At 73.3% G+C, this 21,343-nt stretch carries 19 protein-coding genes; 16 read left to right on the forward strand and 3 right to left on the reverse strand.

Annotation, left to right across the window (positions count from 1 at the left end):
• The first annotated feature begins 21 nt into the window (after positions 1 to 21).
• The 7 genes from ACFQBR_RS00780 (at position 22) to dapB (ending at position 7,839) form a co-directional block, all read left to right on the forward strand.
• Complete coding sequence (locus tag ACFQBR_RS00780; RefSeq protein ID WP_267946048.1) at positions 22 to 1,110, forward strand: ABC transporter ATP-binding protein; 1,089 nt, start codon at positions 22 to 24, stop codon at positions 1,108 to 1,110.
• A gap of 246 nt (positions 1,111 to 1,356) precedes the next feature.
• Positions 1,357 to 2,271 (forward strand): arylamine N-acetyltransferase family protein, encoded by a 915-nt coding sequence (locus ACFQBR_RS00785; RefSeq protein ID WP_344185377.1) that lies wholly within the window; start codon positions 1,357 to 1,359, stop codon positions 2,269 to 2,271.
• A 210-nt stretch (positions 2,272 to 2,481) separates the two neighbouring features.
• Positions 2,482 to 3,777: an ergothioneine biosynthesis glutamate--cysteine ligase EgtA gene (gene egtA, locus ACFQBR_RS00790; protein WP_267946046.1), complete on the forward strand. Its 1,296-nt coding sequence runs from the start codon at positions 2,482 to 2,484 to the stop codon at positions 3,775 to 3,777.
• Positions 3,774 to 5,120 carry an ergothioneine biosynthesis protein EgtB gene (egtB, locus tag ACFQBR_RS00795; protein WP_344185375.1) on the forward strand — a complete coding sequence of 449 codons (1,347 nt, stop codon included), beginning with the start codon at positions 3,774 to 3,776 and terminating at the stop codon, positions 5,118 to 5,120. The genes egtA and egtB overlap by 4 nt, the downstream gene beginning before the upstream one ends.
• Positions 5,120 to 5,929, forward strand: a complete 810-nt coding sequence (locus ACFQBR_RS00800; protein ID WP_378551725.1) for a class II glutamine amidotransferase domain-containing protein — start codon at positions 5,120 to 5,122, stop codon at positions 5,927 to 5,929. The genes egtB and ACFQBR_RS00800 overlap by 1 nt, the downstream gene beginning before the upstream one ends.
• A gap of 68 nt (positions 5,930 to 5,997) precedes the next feature.
• Positions 5,998 to 6,972 carry an L-histidine N(alpha)-methyltransferase gene (egtD, locus tag ACFQBR_RS00805; protein ID WP_344185371.1) on the forward strand — a complete coding sequence of 325 codons (975 nt, stop codon included), beginning with the start codon at positions 5,998 to 6,000 and terminating at the stop codon, positions 6,970 to 6,972.
• Positions 6,973 to 7,095: 123 nt separating this feature from the next.
• Positions 7,096 to 7,839, forward strand: a complete 744-nt coding sequence (gene dapB / locus ACFQBR_RS00810; RefSeq protein WP_267946042.1) for a 4-hydroxy-tetrahydrodipicolinate reductase — start codon at positions 7,096 to 7,098, stop codon at positions 7,837 to 7,839.
• A 78-nt stretch (positions 7,840 to 7,917) separates the two neighbouring features.
• Here dapB and ACFQBR_RS00815 read toward each other — a convergent pair whose 3' ends face one another.
• From ACFQBR_RS00815 to ACFQBR_RS00825, 3 genes are all read right to left on the reverse strand, one after another.
• Entirely contained in the window at positions 7,918 to 8,607 is a 690-nt protein-coding gene (locus ACFQBR_RS00815) for a class I SAM-dependent DNA methyltransferase (RefSeq protein ID WP_267946041.1), read from the reverse strand.
• Between the two features lie 282 nt (positions 8,608 to 8,889).
• A complete protein-coding gene (locus ACFQBR_RS00820; protein WP_267946040.1) occupies positions 8,890 to 9,762 on the reverse strand; it encodes a 1,4-dihydroxy-2-naphthoate polyprenyltransferase in 873 nt (290 codons plus the stop codon).
• A gap of 129 nt (positions 9,763 to 9,891) precedes the next feature.
• Positions 9,892 to 10,446 carry a GNAT family N-acetyltransferase gene (locus tag ACFQBR_RS00825; RefSeq protein ID WP_344185368.1) on the reverse strand — a complete coding sequence of 185 codons (555 nt, stop codon included), beginning with the start codon at positions 10,444 to 10,446 and terminating at the stop codon, positions 9,892 to 9,894.
• An 87-nt stretch (positions 10,447 to 10,533) separates the two neighbouring features.
• On the opposite strand from ACFQBR_RS00825, the gene ACFQBR_RS00830 reads away from it, so the two are divergent.
• The 9 genes from ACFQBR_RS00830 to ACFQBR_RS00870 all read left to right on the forward strand — a co-directional run bounded on the left by ACFQBR_RS00830 (position 10,534) and on the right by ACFQBR_RS00870 (position 21,258).
• On the forward strand, positions 10,534 to 10,914 hold the full coding sequence (locus ACFQBR_RS00830) for a phage holin family protein (protein ID WP_267946038.1): 381 nt from the start codon (positions 10,534 to 10,536) through the stop codon (positions 10,912 to 10,914).
• Positions 10,915 to 11,281: 367 nt separating this feature from the next.
• Positions 11,282 to 12,253: a 4-hydroxy-tetrahydrodipicolinate synthase gene (dapA, locus tag ACFQBR_RS00835; protein ID WP_267946037.1), complete on the forward strand. Its 972-nt coding sequence runs from the start codon at positions 11,282 to 11,284 to the stop codon at positions 12,251 to 12,253.
• On the forward strand, positions 12,250 to 13,935 hold the full coding sequence (locus ACFQBR_RS00840; RefSeq protein WP_352982869.1) for a ribonuclease J: 1,686 nt from the start codon (positions 12,250 to 12,252) through the stop codon (positions 13,933 to 13,935). Before dapA ends, ACFQBR_RS00840 begins: the two co-directional genes overlap by 4 nt.
• A 242-nt stretch (positions 13,936 to 14,177) precedes the next feature.
• Positions 14,178 to 16,664 carry a DNA translocase FtsK gene (locus ACFQBR_RS00845; protein WP_344184298.1) on the forward strand — a complete coding sequence of 829 codons (2,487 nt, stop codon included), beginning with the start codon at positions 14,178 to 14,180 and terminating at the stop codon, positions 16,662 to 16,664.
• A 193-nt stretch (positions 16,665 to 16,857) separates the two neighbouring features.
• On the forward strand, positions 16,858 to 17,967 hold the full coding sequence (locus ACFQBR_RS00850; RefSeq protein WP_378551731.1) for a helix-turn-helix domain-containing protein: 1,110 nt from the start codon (positions 16,858 to 16,860) through the stop codon (positions 17,965 to 17,967).
• A gap of 173 nt (positions 17,968 to 18,140) precedes the next feature.
• Positions 18,141 to 19,589: a 30S ribosomal protein S12 methylthiotransferase RimO gene (gene rimO, locus ACFQBR_RS00855; RefSeq protein ID WP_344184295.1), complete on the forward strand. Its 1,449-nt coding sequence runs from the start codon at positions 18,141 to 18,143 to the stop codon at positions 19,587 to 19,589.
• Positions 19,586 to 20,188 carry a CDP-diacylglycerol--glycerol-3-phosphate 3-phosphatidyltransferase gene (pgsA, locus tag ACFQBR_RS00860; RefSeq protein WP_267946032.1) on the forward strand — a complete coding sequence of 201 codons (603 nt, stop codon included), beginning with the start codon at positions 19,586 to 19,588 and terminating at the stop codon, positions 20,186 to 20,188. The genes rimO and pgsA overlap by 4 nt, the downstream gene beginning before the upstream one ends.
• Complete coding sequence (locus tag ACFQBR_RS00865) at positions 20,185 to 20,742, forward strand: CinA family protein (protein WP_267946031.1); 558 nt, start codon at positions 20,185 to 20,187, stop codon at positions 20,740 to 20,742. Before pgsA ends, ACFQBR_RS00865 begins: the two co-directional genes overlap by 4 nt.
• 159 nt (positions 20,743 to 20,901) lie before the next feature.
• Positions 20,902 to 21,258: a helix-turn-helix domain-containing protein gene (locus ACFQBR_RS00870; protein ID WP_330160277.1), complete on the forward strand. Its 357-nt coding sequence runs from the start codon at positions 20,902 to 20,904 to the stop codon at positions 21,256 to 21,258.
• Positions 21,259 to 21,343: the final 85 nt, after the last annotated feature.

A 21,343-nucleotide genomic window follows, 5' to 3' on the forward strand; every position in this document is an offset into this window, starting at 1 on the left:
CCCCACCGAGGAGACGCGCCCTTGAGCACCACCGAGACCGACCCCCGCGACGCCCCCCGCGCCTCCGGGGGCGGGGAGGCGCCCGAGCCGATCCTGAGCGCCAGGGGAGTGGAGGTCGCCTTCGCCGCCGGGTTCGCCCCCGGCGGGGGCAAGGGCACGGCGCGCGCCGTCGACGGCGTCAACCTCGACGTGTCGGCGGGCGAGATCGTGGCGCTGGTGGGGGAGTCGGGCTGCGGCAAGACCACCCTGGCCCGGGTGCTGCTGGGCCTGGAGCGGCCCACGGGGGGCGTCGTGGTGTTCGAGGGCAGGCCGATGCGGTACGGCTCCCGGGACCTGCGCGCCTACCGGCGCCGGGTCCAGCTCGTGCAGCAGGACCCCACCGGCTCGCTCAACCCGCGCCGCACCGTCTACGAGTCCGTGGCCGAGGGGCTGCGCATCCACGAGGGCACCACGGCGGACGAGGCCGAACGGGTCGCCGGAGCGCTCTCCGGGGCCGGCCTGCGCCCGCCGGAGCGCTTCCTCGCCCGCTATCCGCACGAGCTGTCCGGCGGGCAGCGCCAGCGCGTGGTGATCGCCGGGGCCCTGGTCCTGGACCCCGAGGTGCTGGTGGCCGACGAGCCGGTCGCGTCCCTGGACGCGTCAGTGCGCGGCGAGATCCTCCGCCTGCTCCTGGACCTGCGGGACGAACTGGGTCTGTCCGCCCTGGTGGCCACGCACGACCTGGGACTGGCGTGGAACATCGCGGACCGCGTCGCCGTGATGTACCTCGGGCGCGTGGTGGAGCTGGGCACCGTGGAGGAGGTCCTGGCCGCACCCGCCCACCCGTACACACGCGCGCTGCTGTCGGTGCTGCCCGATGCGGGCGAGGGCGAGCCGGTGGTCCTGGCGGGCGAGCCGCCGGACCCCAAGCAGGTGCCGCCGGGGTGCCGGTTCCACCCGCGCTGCCCGGTGCTCGCCTCAGGAGAGGCCGAACGGGCGGGCGTCGCCGACCTGTGCCGCACCGTGGACCCCGCGGTCCTGGGGGGCGGGGCCGAACGCCGGGTGGCCTGCCACTGGGCGGCCGCCGACGGGACCGGCCGGGTCCGCGCGGAGGCGGGAGGCGCGGGCTGAGGGCGCCGTGCGCGGTGGCGGCGCCTCTCCCGCGGCGCGCTCCGGACCCGGGGCGCCCCGGGTCCTTCCGGCGGCCGTCGCCGCACCCCTGCGGGGGTGCGGCGGTGTCCGGGACCGGGCCGGCGCGCGGGCGGCCGACTCCTGCCGGGCACTCCCCGGGGCGGGTGGGCGGCGCCCGGCGGCTCGGGGACGTGTGCCGGCGTCCCGCCGCGGAATGGCCGCACCCGTCCGACGGTTGGCCGGGGCATGGCAGACGACACCTCCCGCGACCGCGCCGGGGTGCCCCCGGCGCCCCGCCCCGCGCGCCTCTTCACCGACCGGGACCTCTGGCACGGGGGCGAGGTCGACCTGGACGCCTACCGGGCCCGGGTGGGCCTGGAGGGCGCCCTGCCGCCCACCCGTGACACGCTGCGGGCCGTGCAGCGGGCCCACCTGGCCGCCATCCCCTTCGAGAACCTCCGGCCGCTCACGGGGGAGCCGGTACGGCTGGACGTGCCCGCCCTCGTGGACAGGATGGTCCGCGCCCGGCGGGGCGGCTACTGCTACGAGCAGAACCTGCTCCTGGCCGCCGTGCTGGACCGGCTCGGGTTCGCCGTCACCGGGCTCTCGGCCCGGGTGGTGTCCGGCCGGCCGGGGCGCCCCCGCCCGTCCACGCACTGCCTGCTGCGTGTGGACCTGGAGGGGCGCCCGTGGCTGGTGGACGCCGGCTTCGGCGGTGGCGGGCCGCTGGAGCCCCTGCCGCTGGCCGACGGCCACCAGGAGGTCCAGGGCGGCTGGGGCCTGCGCCTGGACCGGGTCTCGGAGCTCGGCGGCGACGAGTGGCTGCTGCGCTCGTTCGACGGCCGTGCCTGGCGTCCGCTGTACGTCCTCACGACCGCCGCGATGGCGCCCCAGGACTACGAGATCTTCAGCCACCACCTCTCCAGCCATCCCCGTTCGCCCTTCCTGACGCGGTTGACGGTGCAGCGGATCGGGCCGGGCGTCCAGCACGTGCTCACGGACACCACTCTCACCACTCTGGCCCCGGACGGAACGCGTGAGGAGCAGCAGGTGACTGTGAGGGAGGTGGGGCGTGTGTTGCACGAGGTGTTCGGTATCGAACTGCACGCGAGGGAGCGGGAGGCGGTCGAGGCCCGGGTCGAGGAGTTCACCGGAGTGTGACGGTGGTCACTTTTCTCGGGGGCGGTCCTCCTCCGTCCGCCCCCACCGTCGAATCCACCTGGCGTGTCGTCGGGGCGAACCTGGGCGAAGGGTGCTTGTGGCGACACGTCCTGTGATTTCTGGTCACCGCAGACGTTCGGCGCGCCGGGCCCCTGGGCAGGACCCTGGGGTGTCACACCCCGGAGGGGTGTCGTTCCGAGGGAGCCTCGCATGGCGCACCACATGACCACGGAAGACGTTCACGAGTACATCAACGGGGTCTGTTTCAAGACCGGCCCTCCAGGCAAGGTCGGGACCGAGACCGAGTGGCTGGTCGCGGACTCCGCGCACCCGACCGCACCCGTCGCCGTCGACCGCCTCGCGGCGCTGCTGGAGGCCGGCGGGCCCCCGCCCGCGGGAAGCGCGGTCACCTTCGAGCCCGGCGGGCAGATCGAGCTCAGCTCTCCCGTGCTGCCGGGCCCGGCCCGGGCGCACGAGGCCCTGGCCGCCGACCTGGACCACGTCTCCAAGGTCCTCGCGGGCGGCGGGCTCCACCTGGTCGAGACCGCGCTCGACCCGCTCCGACCGCCCGTACGCCAGCTGCGGCTGCCCCGCTACACGGCCATGGAGCGGTTCTTCGCCGGCCGCCGCCAGCCCAGCGGCCACACCATGATGTGCAGCACCGCCTCCCTCCAGGTGTGCCTGGACACGGGGGTCGACCGCGCCGACGGACGTGCCCGCTGGGAGCTCGTCCACCGGCTCGGGCCGGTCCTCGTCGCCGCGTTCGCCAACTCCGCCGTCTGGCGGGGCCGCCCCACCGGATGGAAGTCCACCCGGTGGGCGATCTGGGCGGCCACCGACGCCGGCCGCACGCGCCCCGTCCTGGACACCGGCAGCCACCCCGACCCGGCCACCGCGTGGACGGACTACGCCCTCGCCGCCGACGTCATGGCGGTCCCCGAGATCCCCGGCGGCGGCGGGACCTGGACCCCGGATCCCGGCATCACCCTGGCCGAGTGGGTCGGGGGCCGGGGCCCCCGACCCCTCACCCCCGCCGATGTGGAGTTCCACCTCAGCACCCTCTTCCCGCCCGTACGCCCGCGCGGCTGGTGGGAACTGCGCATGATCGACGCGGTCCCCCGCCGCTGGTGGCCCGTCCCCATGGCGCTCTGCGCCGCCCTCGTCGACGACCCCCGCGCCCGCGCCGTGGCCGAGGAGGCCACGGAGAAGCTCTGCCGCGGCCCCTTCCCCGACCGCCGCCTGTGGATGCGCTCCGCCCGGCTCGGCCCCGGCGACCCCGCCGTCGCCGAGTGCGCCCGCTCCTGCTTCGACGCGGCCGTCGAAGCCCTGCCCCGCATGGGCGCCGCCGGACTCTCCTCCCTCGTCGACGACTACGCCGACCGCCACGTCCGGCGCGGGCTGTGCCCCGCCGACGCGCGGCCGAGCGTTCCCGCCCCGCGCCCGGGGCGCGTCGGTACCCGGGCGGGACGGACAGGGACCCACCGACACAGCGGAGGAGCACGGTGAACCACGAACAGGAACGCGCCAAGGAGCGCATCGCCACCGAACTCGAACGGAGCCGGCGGCGCAGCAACGGGCTCACGATCGACGCCCTCGACGACGAGGGCCTGCTCGCCCAGCACTCGCCCCTCATGTCGCCGCTCGTCTGGGACCTGGCCCACATCGGCAACTACGAGGAGCAGTGGCTGCTGCGGGCCGCCGGGGGACGCGAGGCGCTGCGTCCCGACATCGACGGCCTCTACGACGCCTTCGAGAACCCGCGCGCCGACCGCGTCACCCTGCCGCTCCTGCGGCCCGAGGAGGCACGCGAGTACAACGACCGGGTCCGCAAGGAGGTGCTCGACGCCCTCGACTCCGCCGACCTCGGGATCCCGGAGCAGCGCGGGGAGCCCGACGGGCGGCGGTCGCTGCTCGGCGCCGGGTTCGTCTTCCACATGGTGATCCAGCACGAGCACCAGCACGACGAGACCATGCTCGCCACCCACCAGCTCCGCGAGGGCGTCCCCGTCCTGCTGGAGGACACCGGCGCCGTCGCGGCCCTGCGCCCGCCCGTGGAGGAGGAGGTGTACGTCCCCGGCGGCCCGTTCACGATGGGCGCCGACGACGACCCCTGGGCCTACGACAACGAGCGCCCCTCCCGCGAGGTCGTCCTCGACCCCTACTGGATCGACACCAGGCCCGTCACCAACGCCGCCTACCAGCGGTTCATGGAGGACGGCGGCTACCGGGACCACCGCTGGTGGACCCTGGAGGGCTGGGAGTGGCGGGAGAGGACCGGCGCGGCCGCCCCCGCCTTCTGGAGCCCCGAGGGCGACGGGTGGTCCCGCCGCAGGTTCGGCCGCCAGGAGATGGTGCCGTCCGAGGAACCCGTGCAGCACGTCAACTTCCACGAGGCCTCCGCGTACGCCGCGTGGGCGGGCAAGCGCCTGCCCAGCGAGGCGGAGTGGGAGAAGGCCGCCAGGTTCGACCCCGCGACCGGCCTGTCCCGCCGGTACCCGTGGGGCGACGAGGAGCCCCGGCCCCGGCACGCCAACCTGGGCCAGCGCAAGCTGGGGCCCTCCCCGGCGGGGCGCCACCCCGACGGCGCGTCGCCGCTGGGGGTGCAGCAGCTGATCGGCGACGTGTGGGAGTGGACCTCCACCACCTTCACGGGCTACCCGGGGTTCCGCGCCTTCCCGTACCGCGAGTACTCGGAGGTGTTCTTCGACCAGGGCTACAAGGTGCTGCGGGGCGGCTCCTGGGCCACCCACCCCACGGCCGTCCGCTCCACCTTCCGCAACTGGGACCACGCGATCCGCCGGCAGATCTTCAGCGGCTTCCGCTGCGCACGGGACGGGGAACCCGCCTGATGTGCCGTCACCTCGCCTACCTGGGGCCGCCGCGTACGCTGCACGAGCTGCTGTACGCGGCGCCCCACTCGCTGCACGTCCAGTCGTGGGCGCCGCGCATGCAGCGGCACGGCACCGTCAACGCCGACGGCTTCGGTGTCGGCTGGTACCCGCCGCACGGGGCGCCGGGGACCGCCGCGCCCGCGGACCCGTCGGCGCCCCCGGACCCGTCGGCGTCCGGCCTGCCGCAGGCCGGCCCCCCGGGGCCGCTGCGCTACCGCCGGGCCATGCCCATCTGGAGCGACTCGTCCTTCGCCGACGCGGCGCGCGCCATCACCTCCGGGTGCGTGGTGGCCGCGGTCCGCGACGCCACCGTCGGGTTCGGCTCCGAGGAGTCGGGCGCGCAGCCCTTCCGGGCCGACCGGCTGCTGTTCAGCCACAACGGCGCGGTCAAGGACGACGAGGCGCTCGCGGCGGCCTTCGTCCCACCCCCGGGCGTGCTGGACGCGCGCTCCCCGGTGGACTCCGCTCCCCTGTTCGCCCACACCGTGCGGCTGTGGCGGGCCTCCGGCGACCTCGCCGGGGCGCTGGCGGGCGTGGTCCGCCACGCCCGCGAGCACTCCGACGGCCGCTACAACCTGCTGGCCGCCGACGGGGAGAGCATCGTCGCCACCGCCGCCGGGGACACCCTCTTCACCCTCAGGGAGCCCGGGGGAGGGGTCTTCCTGGCCTCGGAGCCCTTCGACGACGCGCGCGGCTGGCGCGAGGTGCCCGAGGGCTCCGTCGCCGTCGCGACGCGGGAGCGCACCGGGATCCACCCGATCGCCTGACGGCCGGGGCGCCGCCCCCGCGGCACCGGCACGCCCACGGGCACCCACCAAGGGACACAGGAGGCACCATGTTCCGGATCGACCGAAACCTGACCGCCGACGACCTCGACAAGGCCCTGCGCAGCGACGTCGCCGCCGGGCTCACCGCAGTGCCCAAGCAGCTCCCGCCCAAGTGGTTCTACGACGAACGCGGCAGCGCCCTGTTCGAGGAGATCACCGGGCTGCCCGAGTACTACCCCACCCGCGCGGAGCGGAGCATCCTGGAGGTCCGGTCCGAAGAGATCGCCGCCGCGGCCGACGCGGAGACGCTGATCGAGCTCGGCTCCGGATCGGGGGTCAAGACCCGGCTCCTCCTCGACGCCATGCTCCGCCACGGCCGCCTCACCGGCTTCGTCCCCGTGGACGTCAGCGGCGACTTCCTCGCCGCCTCCGCGCGCGGCGTCGTCGACGACTACCCCGGGCTCGACGTCCACGGCGTCGTCGGCGACTTCGAGGAGCACCTCGGGCTCCTCCCGGTCGGCGAGAACGGCGGACGCCGGCTCCTGGCCGTCCTGGGCTCCACCATCGGCAACCAGGAGCCGGGGCCGCGCGCCGTCTTCCTCCGCGACATCCGCGCCGTGCTCGACGCCGGGGACTCGCTCCTGCTCGGCGTGGACCTGGTCAAGGACCCGGCCCGCCTGGTCGCGGCCTACGACGACGCCCAGGGGGTCACCGCCGAGTTCAACCGCAACGTCCTCGGCGTCCTCAACCGCAGGCTCGGCGCCGACTTCGACCCCGCGGCCTTCGACCACATCGCCCGCTGGAACGCCGGGGAGGAGTGGATCGAGATGCGCCTGCGCGCCCGTTCCGCCCAGCACGTGCGGGTCGCCGACCTGGACCTGGAGGTCGGCTTCGCCCCGGGGGAGGAGATGCGCACCGAGGTCTCCGCCAAGTTCCGCCGCGAAGGGCTGGCCGCCGAACTCGGCGCCGCCGGGTTCGAGCCCTCCCACTGGTGGACCGACCCCGCCGGGGACTTCGCGCTCACCCTCGCCGCCGCGCGCTGACCGCGCCCGCCCGAGGAGGCCGACCGCGCGCCCGCTCCGCCGACGGCGGATCACCGCACGTCGGCCGCCTCCGGGCGGGCGGCGCCACACCGGGGCCGTCCGTGACTCCGGTACGCTCGTGGCGTGTTCAAGGTAGGAGTTTTCGGCGCCGATGGGCGTATGGGGTCAGAGGTCGTCCGCGCGGTTCAGGCCGCCGACGGCATGGAACTCGTGGCGGGCGTGGACAGCGCCGACGACCGGAGCGCGGTGCTGGGCGCCGACTGCGTCGTCGACTTCACCCACCCCGACGCGGTGATGGACAACCTGGAGTGGCTCATCGGCCACGGGATCCACGCCGTCGTCGGGACCAGCGGCTTCGACGAGGCCAGGCTGGAGCGGGTGCGCGCCATGCAGGCCGCCGCGCCCGGGGCGAAGGTGCTGATCGCCCCGAACTTCGGCATCGCCGCCGTGCTGATGATGCACTTCGCGCGCAAGGCCGCGCCGTACTTCGAGTCCACCGAGATCATCGAGCTGCACCACCCCAACAAGGCCGACGCCCCCAGCGGCACCGCCTACCGGACCGCGGAGCTCGTCGCCGAGGCGCGCCGGGAGGCCGGGGCCGCGCCGATGCCCGACGCCACGACGTCGGAGATCCCCGGCGCCCGCGGCGCCGACGTGGACGGGGTCCGCGTGCACGCCCTGCGCATCACCGGGCTCATCGCCCACCAGGAGGTCGTGTTCGGCACCGACGGGGAGACCCTGAAGATCCGGCACGACTCGATGAACCGCACCTCGTTCATGCCCGGGGTGCTCCTGGGGGTCCGCGGTGTCGCCGGTCTCGCCGACCCGCTCACGGTGGGCCTGGACGCCCTCCTGGACCTCGACTAGACGCGCTCCGGCGAGGGGGAGGCGACCGACCGGGCGCCTCCCCCTCGCCGTGCCCGGGGTCCGGGAGGCGCCCGCCGCTCAGGCGCCCCGGCGGCAGGTGAGGAAGACCTGGGTCTCGGGGTGCGCGCCGGAGTCCTCCGGCTCGTAGGAGACGACCCGCTCGTCCTCGACGAGCAGCCCCGCCTCCCGCACCACCCGGCGCAGCTCCTCGCGCGGATAGCCGGACACGCGGACGTCCGAGCCGAGGAAGGGGATCGGCGCGTCGTCCATGTCGGCCTCCACCATGGCCAGGCACAGCAGGCCCTCCGGGACCAGCGACGCCCGGATCCGGCTGAGCGCCTCGGGGATGCGCGCCTTGGGCAGGCACAGCAGGGAGAAGAACGCCACGATGGCGTCGTAGGAGGACTCGACCGGCTTCAGGTCGAGGATGTCGGCCTGGACGAAGGTCGCCTGGGGCACGTTGCGGCGCGCGATCTCGATCATCCGCCCGGAGATCTCGTAGCCGGTGACACGGACGCCCGCGGAGGCGAACTGGCGGGCGGTCGGCAGCCCGGTGCCCGAGCCCAGGTCGAGCACGTGTGCTCCGGGCGGCAGCAGGTCCAGCAACCGCCGGACCCGCTCCTCCTGCCCCTCTTTACGCGGAAAGGCCTCGTCGTAGCGTTCTCCGATCGTGTCGAACGCGGCGGCCTGCTGGGCCGAGCGCTCCGCCCACGCTTCCGGGTCCGGAGCGAGGTCGAGGGGGTCGGGGGCGGTGTTCTCGCTGGGCACGGTGTCGTCTTCTCCCTACCGTGGCTGAACGCGTGTCTGGGGGACCGGCCCGCATACTAGTCCCACGGGGGCGCGCACCGGGGCCCGGACCGTGTCCTCGCAGGCCGGACGGAGTGTCCCGGCCACAGCCGGGCCCGGACGCCGGGGCCCCGCGCGGGCCGGACGGGGCCCCGCGAGGACCGCGTCCGGCCGCGGAACGGGCCGGGGCGGGCCGTCGACGGCGGGCACCGTCCGGAACGGCTCCCCCACACACCTCTCGGACGGGGACCGCGGCGCCGTTCCCTAGCCCAGGGCGAGGGCGGCCGAGAACAGGACGCCGAACGCCATCTGCAGCCTGCCCGTCTCGCCCAGGCCCAGGACCAGGTCGCGCCCCGCCTGTCCGCCCAGCACACGCCTCAGCGGCGGCACCGCCAGCGGCGCCGTCAGCAGCACGAGCGGGGTCCACCAGAACACCGGGGTCAGCACCAGCGCGACCGCGTAGGAGGCGCCGACCGCGCCCGCGAACAGCCGCCGCGTACCCGCGTCGCCGAGCCGGACCGCGAGGGTGACCTTCCCGGTCTCCCGGTCCGTCGGGATGTCCCGCAGGTTGTTGATGACCAGCACGGAGCAGGACAGCAGGCCGACCGGGACGGAGGCCACCCAGGCCTGCCACGGCGCCGAGCCCAGCTGCACGAACACCGTGCCCACCACGGCCACCACGCCGAAGAAGACGAACACCGACACCTCGCCCAGGCCCCGGTAGCCGTACGGCGCGCGGCCGCCGGTGTAGTACCAGGCCGCGGCGATCGCCAGGGCGCCCACCAGGAGCAGCCACCACGACGACGTCGCCACCAGCACCAGGCCGACGGCGCCCGCGAACGCGAAGCTCCCCAGGGCGGCGGCGAGCACGTGCCCCGGCTCCGCCAGGCCCGACGCCGTCAGACGGGTCGGACCGGTGCGCTCCTCGGTGTCGGTGCCCTTCACGCCGTCGCTGTAGTCGTTGGCGAAGTTCACCCCGACCTGGAGGGACATGGACACCACCAGGGCCAGCAGGGCCTTCCACCAGACGAACCCGTCCAGGGCGAGGGCCAGCGCCGTGCCGACCGCCACCGGGACGACCGAATTCGGAAGCGTACGGGGACGCAGCCCCGAGACCCATTCACTGACCGTGGCCACGCGGCGGTCCTCCACCCTCGACGACACTGCGCCGCACCTGGTGCGCAACGCAGACAACCACCCAACGGTAGTCCCTGTCCGCGGCTGTCCCCAACCGGCCGCGGCCCCGGACCGGAGGCGGGGGCGCCCCTACGCGGAGATCGCCGCGTGCAGGCGCACCATCGGCAGCGGCGAACCCAGGTCGATCTCCCGGCGGGCGCCGTCGGCGCGCCACCCCGACGCCTCGAAGAACGCGCGCAGCGCGTTGCCGGCCTCCGGCACCCACACGTGCACCGTGCCGAAGCCGTCGTCCACCAGGTGGTCCACGCAGGCGTTGACGAGGCGGCTGCCGTGCCCCTCCCGGGCCCGTTCCGGGTCCACGTGCAGAGCGAACACCTCCGCGTCCGTGGCCGGCCACAGGTCCGGGTCGCCCGCGGGGCCGAACGCGGCGAACCCCGTCACGGTCCGCACCCCCCCGACCTCGTCGGTGGCCACCACCAGCCGGTGCCGGGAGGTCGGCGGGGACTCCAGTGCGGCCGTCCACTGCTCGTGGAACTGCCTCCGGGCGTCGGCGCCGCCGATCTCGGCGACCACCGCGTCGGGCAGCAGAGCCCCGTACACCGCCCGCCACGAGGCCACCTGGACGTCCACGACGGTGTCCACGTCGGTGGCGCGGGCGGAGCGGACGAACTGGGCGCTGGACACGATGGGGCCTCCTGGGGAGCGTGCCGCGGCAAGATCACCTACGCCGGAGTTTCCGGACCTTGCCTCGGCATGGGAACATCTACAGTTGTGAGCCTCATTATCAGAGTTATCGTGAACGCGCTCGCCCTTTGGGCGGCTGTCTTCCTGATCGACGGGATCGACGTCACAGCCCAGACCACCGCTGGTCAGATCGGCGTCTACCTCGCCGTCGGCGCCATCTTCGGTGTGGTCAACGCGATCATCAAACCGATCGTCAAGGCCGTCGGGTGCCTGTTCTACGCGCTGACCCTCGGGCTGATCGGCCTGGTGGTGAACGCGCTGCTGCTCATGCTCACGAACTGGATCGCGAGCCTGTTCACCCTCCCGTTCCACATCGAGGGGTTCTGGCCCGCGTTCTGGGGTGCGATCGTCGTCACCATCGTCAGCTGGCTTCTGAGCATGTTCCTTCCGGACGGACAGGACGACTGAGACCGGGGCGGACACCGCCCGACCAACCCCCTTCCGCGACCCTGACCTGCGCGCGGATCCCGGGCCCGGCCGGATGGCACGGGTCCGGGACGGGTAGGTTCACATGAGCCGGTCCGTCAACCTCGACCCACGAGGACGGCGGCCGAGCAGGGCACGACCCCGCGCCCGACCCAAGACGGGGCACCACAGGAACTTTCCCGCGACCGGATCGCGTACCGCCGGTCGCGGTGGCGGACACGCAGCGCCGCACATCCGTGCACGCGTCATGTGCACGGGACACATCCAGCTGTCGACGCACACCGAGAGGAGGAGGGGCACCTTCGGACCCACCGCCCAGCGGCGGCGGTCCGGAGGCCTTTCACACACGATGACGGACACCAAGAACCGCCCGTTCGGCAAGATGCTGACCGCGATGGTCACGCCCATGCTCGACGACGGCGAACTCGACTACGAGGGCGCGGCCAGACTGGCCACGTACCTCGTCGACGAGCAGAACAACGACGGCCTCATCATCAGCGGCACCACGGGTGAGTCGCCGACCACCAGCGACGACGAGAAGGACCGCCTGCTCAGGGCGGTCCTGGAGGCGGTCGGCGACCGCGCCAGGGTCATCGCCGGGGTCGGGACCAACGACACCCGCCACAGCGTGAGGCTCGCCAAGGCCGCGGAGAAGGCGGGCGCGCACGGTCTGCTGACCGTGACGCCCTACTACAACAAGCCGCCTCAGGAAGGCCTGATCAGGCACTTCACCGAGATCGCGGACACCACCGAGCTGCCGGTCATGCTCTACGACATCCCGCACCGCACCGGCACGCCGATCGCGTCGGAGACCCTCGTCCGCCTGGCCGAGCACCCCCGCATCGTCGCGAACAAGGACGCCAAGGACAACATCGGCGCCAGCTCCTGGGTGATGGAGCGGACCGACCTGGCCTTCTACTGCGGCACCGACATCCTCAACCTGCCGCTGCTGTCCGTCGGCGCGGCCGGTTTCGTCAGCGTGGTCGGCCACATCGTCGGCTCCGACCTGCGCGAGATGATCGACGCCTTCGAGAAGGGCGAGGTCGGGCAGGCGCTGGCCATCCACCGCCGCCTCACCCCGGTCTACACCGGTATGTTCCGCACCCAGGGCGTCATCACGACCAAGGCCATCCTGAACCAGTTCGGGCTGCCCTCCGGTCCCGTGCGCACCCCGCTCACCGACGCGTCGGTCGAGCTCCAGGCCCTGCTGCGCGAAGACCTTGCCGCCGCCGGCGTCAAGGGCCCCATCGGACTGGCCCCGCACCAGGCCGTCCCCGCCAGCGCCGTGCGCGTCGAGCGCCTCACGGAGGGATCTGTATGAGCCACCCGCACCCCGAACTGACCTCGCCCCCGCCCCTGGGCAAGGGCGCGCTGCGCGTCGTCGCCCTGGGCGGCCTCGGCGAGATCGGCCGCAACATGACGGTCTTCGAGTACGACGGCCGCCTGCTCGTCGTCGACTGCGGCGTGCTCTTCCCCGAGGAGGAGCAGCCCGGCGTCGACCTGATCCTGCCGGACTTCGACTACATCCGGGACCGGCTCGACGACATCGAGGCGGTCGTGCTCACCCACGGGCACGAGGACCACATCGGCGGTATCCCGTTCCTGCTGCGCGAGCGGGCCGACATCCCGATCGTCGGCTCCCGCCTGACCCTGGCGCTGATCACCGCCAAGCTCGGCGAGCACCGCATCAAGCCGGTGACCCTCCAGGTGGAGGAGGGCGAGCGGCACGAGTTCGGCGCCTTCGACCTGGAGTTCTTCGCGGTCAACCACTCCATCCCGGACGCGCTGGCCGTCGGCATCCGCACCCCCGGCGGGTCGGTGCTGCACACCGGTGACTTCAAGATGGACCAGCTGCCGCTGGACGGCCGCCTCACCGACCTGGCCGGGTTCGCCCGGTTCGGCGACGAGGGCGTGGACCTGCTGCTGTCGGACTCCACCAACGCCGAGCAGCCCGGGTTCATCGTCAACGAGCGCAACCTGTCCGAGGCCATCGACAAGGTGTTCCGGCAGGCCGAGAAGCGCATCGTGGTGGCCTGCTTCGCCTCGCACGTGCACCGCGTCCAGCAGGTCATCGACGCCGCGTCCAAGCACGGCCGCAAGATCGCGTTCGTGGGCCGCTCGATGGTCCGCAACATGAACATCGCGCGCGACCTGGGCTACCTGAGCATCCCCGGCGACACGATCATCGACGTCAAGCAGCTCGACCAGATGCGGCCGGACGAGGCCGTTCTGATCTGCACGGGCTCGCAGGGCGAGCCCATGTCGGCGCTGAGCCGGATGGCCAACCGCGACCACCAGATCCGGATCGAGCAGGACGACACCGTCCTGCTCGCCTCCTCGCTGATCCCCGGCAACGAGAACTCCGTCAACCGGGTGATCAACGGCCTGACCCGCTGGGGCGCCAAGGTCGTGCACAAGGGCAACGCCCTCGTGCACGTGTCCGGGCACGCGTCCGCCGGTGAGCTGCTGTACGTGCTCAACATGGTGCGTCCGCGCAACTTCATGCCGGTGCACGGCGAGTGGCGGCACATGCGCGCCCACGCCGACCTGGCCAAGCTCACGGGCGTTCCCTCGGACCGGATCATCATCGCCGAGGACGGCGTGGTGGTGGACCTGTACAAGAACCGGGCCAAGATCGTGGGCGCGGTCCAGGCCGGGTACGTGTACGTGGACGGAGCCTCGGTCGGCGACGTCACCGACGCCTCGCTCAAGGACCGCCGCATCCTCGGCGAGGAGGGGTTCATCTCCGTCGTCGTCGCGGTGGACTCCGGGACCGGCAAGATCCTCGGGGAGCCCGAGATCCACACCCGGGGCGCGGGCATCGGCGCCGCAGCCTTCGACGACGTCATCGACAAGATCCAGGACTCCCTGGACAAGGCGGCCCGGGACGGGGTCAACGACCCGCACCAGCTGCGGCAGCTCATCCGCCGCAACACGGGCCGCTGGGTCAACGACACGTACCGTCGTCGTCCCATGATCATCCCTGTCCTGGTCGAGGTCTGACCGACCGGTCCGGGGGCGCCCCCGGACCTGGGCACGGGAACGGCCCGAGGCGCACGCCTCGGGCCGTTCCCGTGGGCCGGGCGGCCCCCGGGAGCGCCGCGGGCGGGGCGCCGCCGGCCGATTCGGGCGACACGCCGTCCCGGTACGGGCCAAGGGGGTGGACGCTTCAGTAGGCTGCCCGCCGTGACGGGCCGTTCTGCCCGGCCGTCCGACCGACCCCGTCCCCCGTGGAGGTGACCCCGATGGCCACACGTGCCTCCTCCGGTGGTTCCGGACGCAAGAAGCCCGCCGCCCGCAAGCCCGCGCCGAAGAAGCGCATGCCGGACGGGCCCATCGCCTTCGCCTTCACCATGTTCGGCCAGTTCCTGCTCGTGCTGTGGAAACTGGTCGCGCACACCGTGGGCGGCGCCGCGCGCGCCGTCGGCCGCAGCGCGCGCGACCTCGACCCCGACCTGCGCCGCGACGGCATCGGCCTGGTCCTGCTGGCCGCGGGCGTCCTCGTCGCCGCCGCCGTGTGGTGGCGGAGCGAGGGGCCGCTGCTGGAGTACACCCGCATGATCGTGGTCGGCGGCTTCGGCACGTTCTCGCCGATCCTGCCGCTGCTGTTCCTGCCGGTCTCGGTCAAGCTCATGCGCACCCCCGGCTCGGGCCGGGAGGGGGACGGCGGGCGGCTGTTCATCGGCACCGTCTCGATCATGCTGGGGCTGCTCGGGCTGATCCATATCGCCAACGGCCTCCCGGAGCCCTCCGACGGCCTGGAGGCTCTCCAGGAGTCGGGGGGGCTCATCGGCTTCGTCGCGGCGGGCCCCCTCAGCGCCGTCGTCACCCCGTGGCTGACCGGCGTCCTGCTCGCCCTCGTGCTGGTCTTCGGAGTCCTGGTGGTCACCGCCACCCCCATCCGGCGCGTCCCCGAACGCCTCCAGACGCTGTTCAACGCCCTCATGGAGCGGGACACCGGTCCCGACTCGGGCATCGGCATCCTCGGCGCGGACCCCGCGCCCAAGGCCGCTCGGCCCCGCAAGCGCAAGCCGAAGAAGGAGGCGGAGGCCGGGACGGTGGCGGGCGATCACGAGCGCCCCTACGACAGCCCGGTGGTGCCGGTGGAGCCCGTCGCCCCCGCCCTCACCGACGAGGAGGAGGCCGCAGCGGCGGCCGCGACCGCGGCCGGGAAGAAGAGGCCGGGCCGCAAGAAGGTCGACGTCCCCGACCCCACGCCGCCCCCCGCCGTGACCGAGCAGCTGACCATCCCGTCCCGGGTGGTCGAGGGCGACTACGAGCTGCCGGCGCCGGGGATGCTCAAGCCGGGCAGCCCGGTCAAGCCCCGCACCAAGGCCAACGACGACGTGGTCGCCGCGCTGTCGGGGGTGCTGACCCAGTTCGGCATCGACGCCGAGGTCACCGGGTTCACGCGCGGCCCCACCGTCACCCGCTACGAGATCGAGCTGGGCCCGGCCGTCAAGGTCGAGAAGGTCACCGCGCTGGCCAAGAACATCTCCCTGGCGGTCAAGAGCGCCGACGTGCGGATCCAGTCGCCCATCCCCGGCAAGTCCGCGATCGGCATCGAGATCCCCAACACCGACAAGGACCTCGTCAGCCTCGGCGACGTCCTGGGCTCGACGGCCGCGACCTCCGACGACCACCCCATGCTGGTGGGCCTGGGCAAGGACGTCGAGGGCTCCAACGTGGTGGCCAACCTGGCCAAGATGCCGCACGTGCTGGTGGCCGGCGCGACCGGCGCCGGCAAGTCCACCTGCATCAACGGGCTGATCACCTCGCTGATGATGCGGGCGACCCCCGACGAGGTGCGGATGATCCTGGTCGACCCCAAGCGGGTCGAGCTGACCATGTACGAGGGCATCCCGCACCTGATCACGCCCATCATCACCAACCCCAAGCGGGCCGCGGAGGCCCTGCAGTGGGTGGTGGGGGAGATGGACCGCCGCTACGACGACCTGGCGGCCTCGGGCTACCGGCACGTGGACGACTTCAACGCCGCCGTGCGCGCCGGGCAGCTGACCGCCCCTCCGGGCAGCGAGCGCGTGTACGAGGCCTACCCGTACCTGCTGGTGATCGTGGACGAGCTGGCCGACCTGATGATGGTCGCCCCGCGCGACGTCGAGGACGCGGTCGTGCGCATCACGCAGCTGGCCCGTGCCGCCGGGATCCACCTGGTGCTCGCGACCCAGCGGCCCAGCGTCGACGTCGTCACCGGGCTGATCAAGGCCAACGTGCCCTCCCGGCTCGCCTTCGCCACCTCCAGCCTCGCCGACAGCCGCGTCATCCTCGACCAGCCCGGCGCCGAGAAGCTGGTGGGCAAGGGCGACTCCCTCTTCCTGCCGATGGGCGCGGGCAAGTCCATCCGCCTCCAGAACGCCTGGGTCAGCGAGAAGGAGATCCGGGCGATCGTCGAGCACTGCAAGAAGCAGTCCGAGCCCAGCTACCGCGAGGACGTCGCGGCCCCCGAGGGCAAGAAGAAGGAGATCGACGAGGACATCGGCGACGACCTCGACCTCCTCCTCCAGGCCGTCGAACTGGTGGTCACCACCCAGTTCGGGTCGACGTCCATGCTCCAGCGCAAACTGCGCGTCGGCTTCGCGAAGGCGGGCCGCCTGATGGACCTGATGGAGAGCCGCGACGTCGTGGGCCCCAGCGAGGGCTCCAAGGCGCGCGACGTCCTCGTCACGCCGGACGAGCTCCCGGGCGTTCTGACGGAGATCCGCGGGGGCTGAGCCGGCCCGCGGGCGGGGGCGCGGGCCTTCGCCGGAGCACGCTCCTGCCGCACGGAGGCGGTGACATTCTGTGCGCCGGTGCCCTCTTTGGCGTGTTCTTGAGAGCTTCATGGGGCGTGGTGAACTGCGTCGGCGACCCCCGGACGGCAGAGTGGAGACCATTCAGTCACACACAGTCGCGGAAGGAGTGCGCATGGCGACGATCGGTCAGACCCTGTCCGGCGCCCGAATCGCGGCGGGGTACACGGTCGCGGACCTCAGCGCCCGTACGCGCATACGGCAGTCGGTCCTCAAGGGCATCGAGGAGGAGGACTTCGTCCCCTGCGGCGGGGACTTCTACGCACGCGGTCACATCCGCGGCCTCAGCAGGGCGCTCGGCCTGGACCCGGCGCCGCTGCTGGCCGAGTACGACCGCGAGCACGCGTCGTCGGACGCCCCGGCCTTCGTCCCCCCGCCGCGCCACCCGGCGGCCTCGCCCGCCGCGGTCAGGGCGGCGGTGGCCGCCGAGCGGGGCGAGGCGTACGCGGCCGACGACGAGGAGCCGATGGCGGGGCCGCTCCCGAGCTTCGGCGAGGACGACCCCGGTGCCGCCGCCGAGCGTTGGGGCCACTTCGAACGGGACCAGCGCCTGCGCCCCGGCGTGCGCGGGGGCCGTTCCCGCGGGGAGGCGGAGGACGCCGGCCCCGAAGTGCAGGAGGCCGGCTCCCGGCGGGGCACCCGGGGCGTCCCGAGGCCGAGGGAGGACGCCGGCACCCGGCCCGGGGACACGAGGCCCGCGCCGCGCCCCGCGGTCACGGCCGCGCGCAGGCGGCGGGGCGAGGCGGTCCGCCGCCACTGGCCCTGGGCCGTGGTCGGCGTCATCATCCTCCTGGGAGTCGTCGTCGGCGTCCGCACCTGGCAGGACTGGGACGGGGGCAACCCGCTGCGCACCGCGTTCGAGTCCAACGGGGGCGGCGAGACCGTGGACTCCGCGGTCCTCCCGGGGGAGGGGCGGGCGGGCGCGGACGACGCGGCCGTCGTGCCCGCGGCGGAACAGGCCGAGGAGCCCGCCGAGTTCACCCTCGGGCTGGAGTCCGCCGGACGCAGCTGGATCAAGGTCACCGCCCCCGACGGCAGCGACCTGTTCACCGGCTTCCTCCTGAAGGGCGAGCCGCAGGAGTACGCGACGGAGGAGGGCGTCAGCCTGTGGGTCGGCGACGCCGGCTCGGTCGAGGTCTCCGTCGACGGCGAGGTCCTCGGGCCCGCCGGGGAGATCGGTGAGGTCAAGGAGGTCGCCATCGGCCCCGACGGCTTCGACCGGTGACGTCACGGCCCGCTGCCTGGGGGAAGACGGGCCGGGGTACGGGCGGGTGAGCCGACCAAGGTAATGTGGGGGGCTGCGGGCGGCGCCCACCGGCGCCGCGCCGTGCGCGCGGTCCGAGCGGTCCGCCCCGGCCCCCGCATCACACTCGAAGCTCTCCCACACGCTTGGAAGCCATGTCATCGCGCCGTACTGTCTCTCTCGTCACCCTGGGGTGTGCGCGTAACGAGGTCGACTCCGAAGAGCTGGCCGGGCGTCTGTCCGCGGGCGGCTGGGACCTCGTCGACGGCGACACCAAGGCCGACGTCACCGTGGTCAACACCTGCGGGTTCATCGACGCGGCCAAACAGGACTCCATCGAGACCCTCCTCGAAGCGGCCGAGAACGGCGGCAAGGTCGTCGCCGCGGGGTGCATGGCAGAACGGTACGGCTCCGAGCTGGCCGACGCCCTCCCCGAGGCCCAGGTCATCGGGTTCGACGACTACTCCGCCATCACCGACCGGCTCGACGACGTCGTGGCCGGCCGCAAGCTCGTCCCGCACGACCCCCGCGACCGGCGCACGCTCCTGCCCATCAGCCCCGCCGACCGCGACGCCTCCCAGGTGCACGTCCCCGGCCACGCGGGCTTCGCCGAGGCGCCCGGGGCCGACGGCACCGAGCTGCCCTACCGCGCGGCGGTCCCGCGCCGCCGCCTCACCGGCGGGCCGGTCGCCAACCTCAAGATCGCCTCGGGCTGCGACCGCCGCTGCACCTTCTGCGCCATCCCGACCTTCCGCGGGGCCTACCTCTCCCGGCACCCCGACGAGATCGTGCGCGAGGCCGAGTGGCTGGCGGGGGAGGGCGTCCGCGAGGTCTTCCTGGTCAGCGAGAACTCCACGTCCTACGGCAAGGACCTGGGCGACGTGCGCGCCCTGGAGAAGCTGCTGCCCCGCCTCGCCGCCGTGGAGGGCCTGGAGCGCGTCCGCGTCAGCTACCTCCAGCCCGCCGAGGTCCGTCCCGGCCTGGTGGACGTCCTCACCGGCACCCCCGGCGTCGTCCCCTACTTCGACCTGTCCTTCCAGCACGCCAGCGGCACCCTGCTGCGCCGCATGCGCCGCTTCGGCGACCGCGAGCGCTTCCTGGAGCTCCTGGACACCGTGCGCAAGCGGACCCCCGAGGCCGGGGCGCGCTCGAACTTCATCGTGGGCTTCCCCGGTGAGACCGAGGCCGAGTTCGAGGACCTGGTCTCCTTCCTCTCCGAGGCCCGCCTCGACGCCATCGGCATCTTCGGCTACTCGGACGAGGACGGGACCGAGGCCCTCTCCCACGAGGGCAAGCTCCCGGCCGAGGTGGTCCAGGAGCGCGTGGACCGGCTCAACCGGCTCTCCGAGGAGCTGATGGTCCAGCGGGCCGAGGAGCGGATCGGCACCGAGGTGACCGTCCTGGTGGAGAGCGTGCTGGAGGACGGCGCCTACGAGGGCCGGGCCGACCACCAGGCCCCCGAGGTGGACGGCAGCACCATCCTGTACGGCGAGGGCCTCGCCGTCGGCGACCTGGTGCCCGCCACGGTCGTCCAGTCGGCCGGCGCCGACCTCGTCGCCGAGCAGGACGAGACCCGGCCGGGCGGGGAAGCCGGGGACAGATGAGCACCCACGACGCGGCGACGCCCGCCCCCCACGTTCCGCTGTGGAACATCGCGAACATCCTCACCATGAGCCGCCTGGTCATGGTCCCGGTCTTCGTGTGGTTCATGTTCCTGGACGGCTCATGGTGGCGGTTCGCCGCCTTCGCCGTCTTCGTGATCGCCGCCATCACCGACCGCATCGACGGCGAGCTCGCCCGCCGCCACAACCTGGTCACCGACTTCGGCAAGATCGTCGATCCGATCGCGGACAAGGCGCTCACCGGGTCCGCGCTCGTCGTGCTGTCCCTCCAGGGCGACCTGTGGTGGTGGGTGACCATCGCGATCCTGGTCCGCGAGTGGGGCGTCACCGCCCTGCGCTTCGCGGTCCTGCGCTACGTCGTCATGCCGGCGAGCAGGGGCGGCAAGCTCAAGACGGTCCTCCAGATCGTGGCCATCAGCGTCTACCTGTTCCCGCTCCAGGTCCTGCCGTTCAGCGACCTCTTCGTGTGGTTCGCGCACATCGTGATGGGCGCGGCCCTGTTCGTGACCCTGTGGACCGGCGGGGCCTACGTGCTGGACGCCGTGCGCGCCGTGCGCGCGAGGAGGGACACCGGGGGATGAACCAGCAGGAGGACCGGGTGGGTCTGGGCTCCGAGGTCAGGGAGTTCCCCGTCGAGTCGCTGACGGCTGCCGGGGCCGTCCACCGCGCCCTGCTGGAGAGCGGTGGGACCTGCGCCACCGCCGAGTCCCTGACGGGCGGCCTGATCGGCGCCCACCTGACCGCCGTCCCCGGTTCCTCCCGCACCTACCGCGGCGGCGTGGTGACCTACGCCACCGATGCCAAGGCGGCCGTCCTGGGGGTCCCCGAGGACCTCCTGGCCGAGCACGGAGCCGTGCACCCCGACGTGGCCGCCCACATGGCCCGCGGTGCCAGGCGCCTGTTCGGCGCCGACCACGGGGTCGCGGTGACCGGCGTCGCCGGACCCCAACCCCAGGACGGGCAGCCCGTCGGCACCGTCTATGCGGCCGTCGCCACCTGGGACGACCGGACGTTCGTCCGCCGGTTCAGTTTCACCGGGGATCGTGCGGGTATCCGATACCGCACGGTCGAGGGCGCGCTGTCGCTCCTGGACTCGGTTGTTCGCGGGAGCACGGCGGGAAACACCCGGACCTGAACCATTGGGGCAGTTCTCCCTCTCCCGGCACTCGGGAACAAAACCACCCCCGAGTGAGGTTCCCCCTCCAGCGAACAGGACGGCAAGAGGTGCCCGAATCGGGCGTGGGGCAGGTACGGTGTTGTATATGAAGGTCGCTACCGGTGGGAGGGAGCGCGAATGATGGTCCTGCTTCGTCACCTACTGGGTGACGTGCTCAGGCGGCTGCGGCAGCGCCAGGGCCGCACCCTCCGCGAGGTGTCGGCCGATGCGCGTGTATCCCTCGGATACCTGTCCGAGGTCGAGCGCGGGCAGAAGGAAGCCTCTTCCGAACTGCTCTCGTCGATCTGCGGGGCCCTGGGGGTCCCGCTTTCGCAGGTTCTGAGGGAGGTTTCCGACCAGCTCGCCCTCGCCGAGCTGCAGGAGGCCGCTCTGCTGGGTGACGCGGTCACGACCGACCCCGTCCCCGCCCAGGACCTCGGCATCGAGCCGGTACCGGATCGTGTTCCCCAGGTCGCCGACATGGTCGGGGTCTGACCCCGGCCGGGAACTGTCCGTACAGCCGCACCCTGACCACGTGAAGGAGCCGGCCACCCGAGGGTGGCCGGCTCCTTCACGTGCG

The sequence above is a fragment of the Nocardiopsis tropica genome, assembly GCF_042660575.1.
Taxonomy (GTDB): Bacteria; Actinomycetota; Actinomycetes; order Streptosporangiales; family Streptosporangiaceae; genus Nocardiopsis; species Nocardiopsis tropica.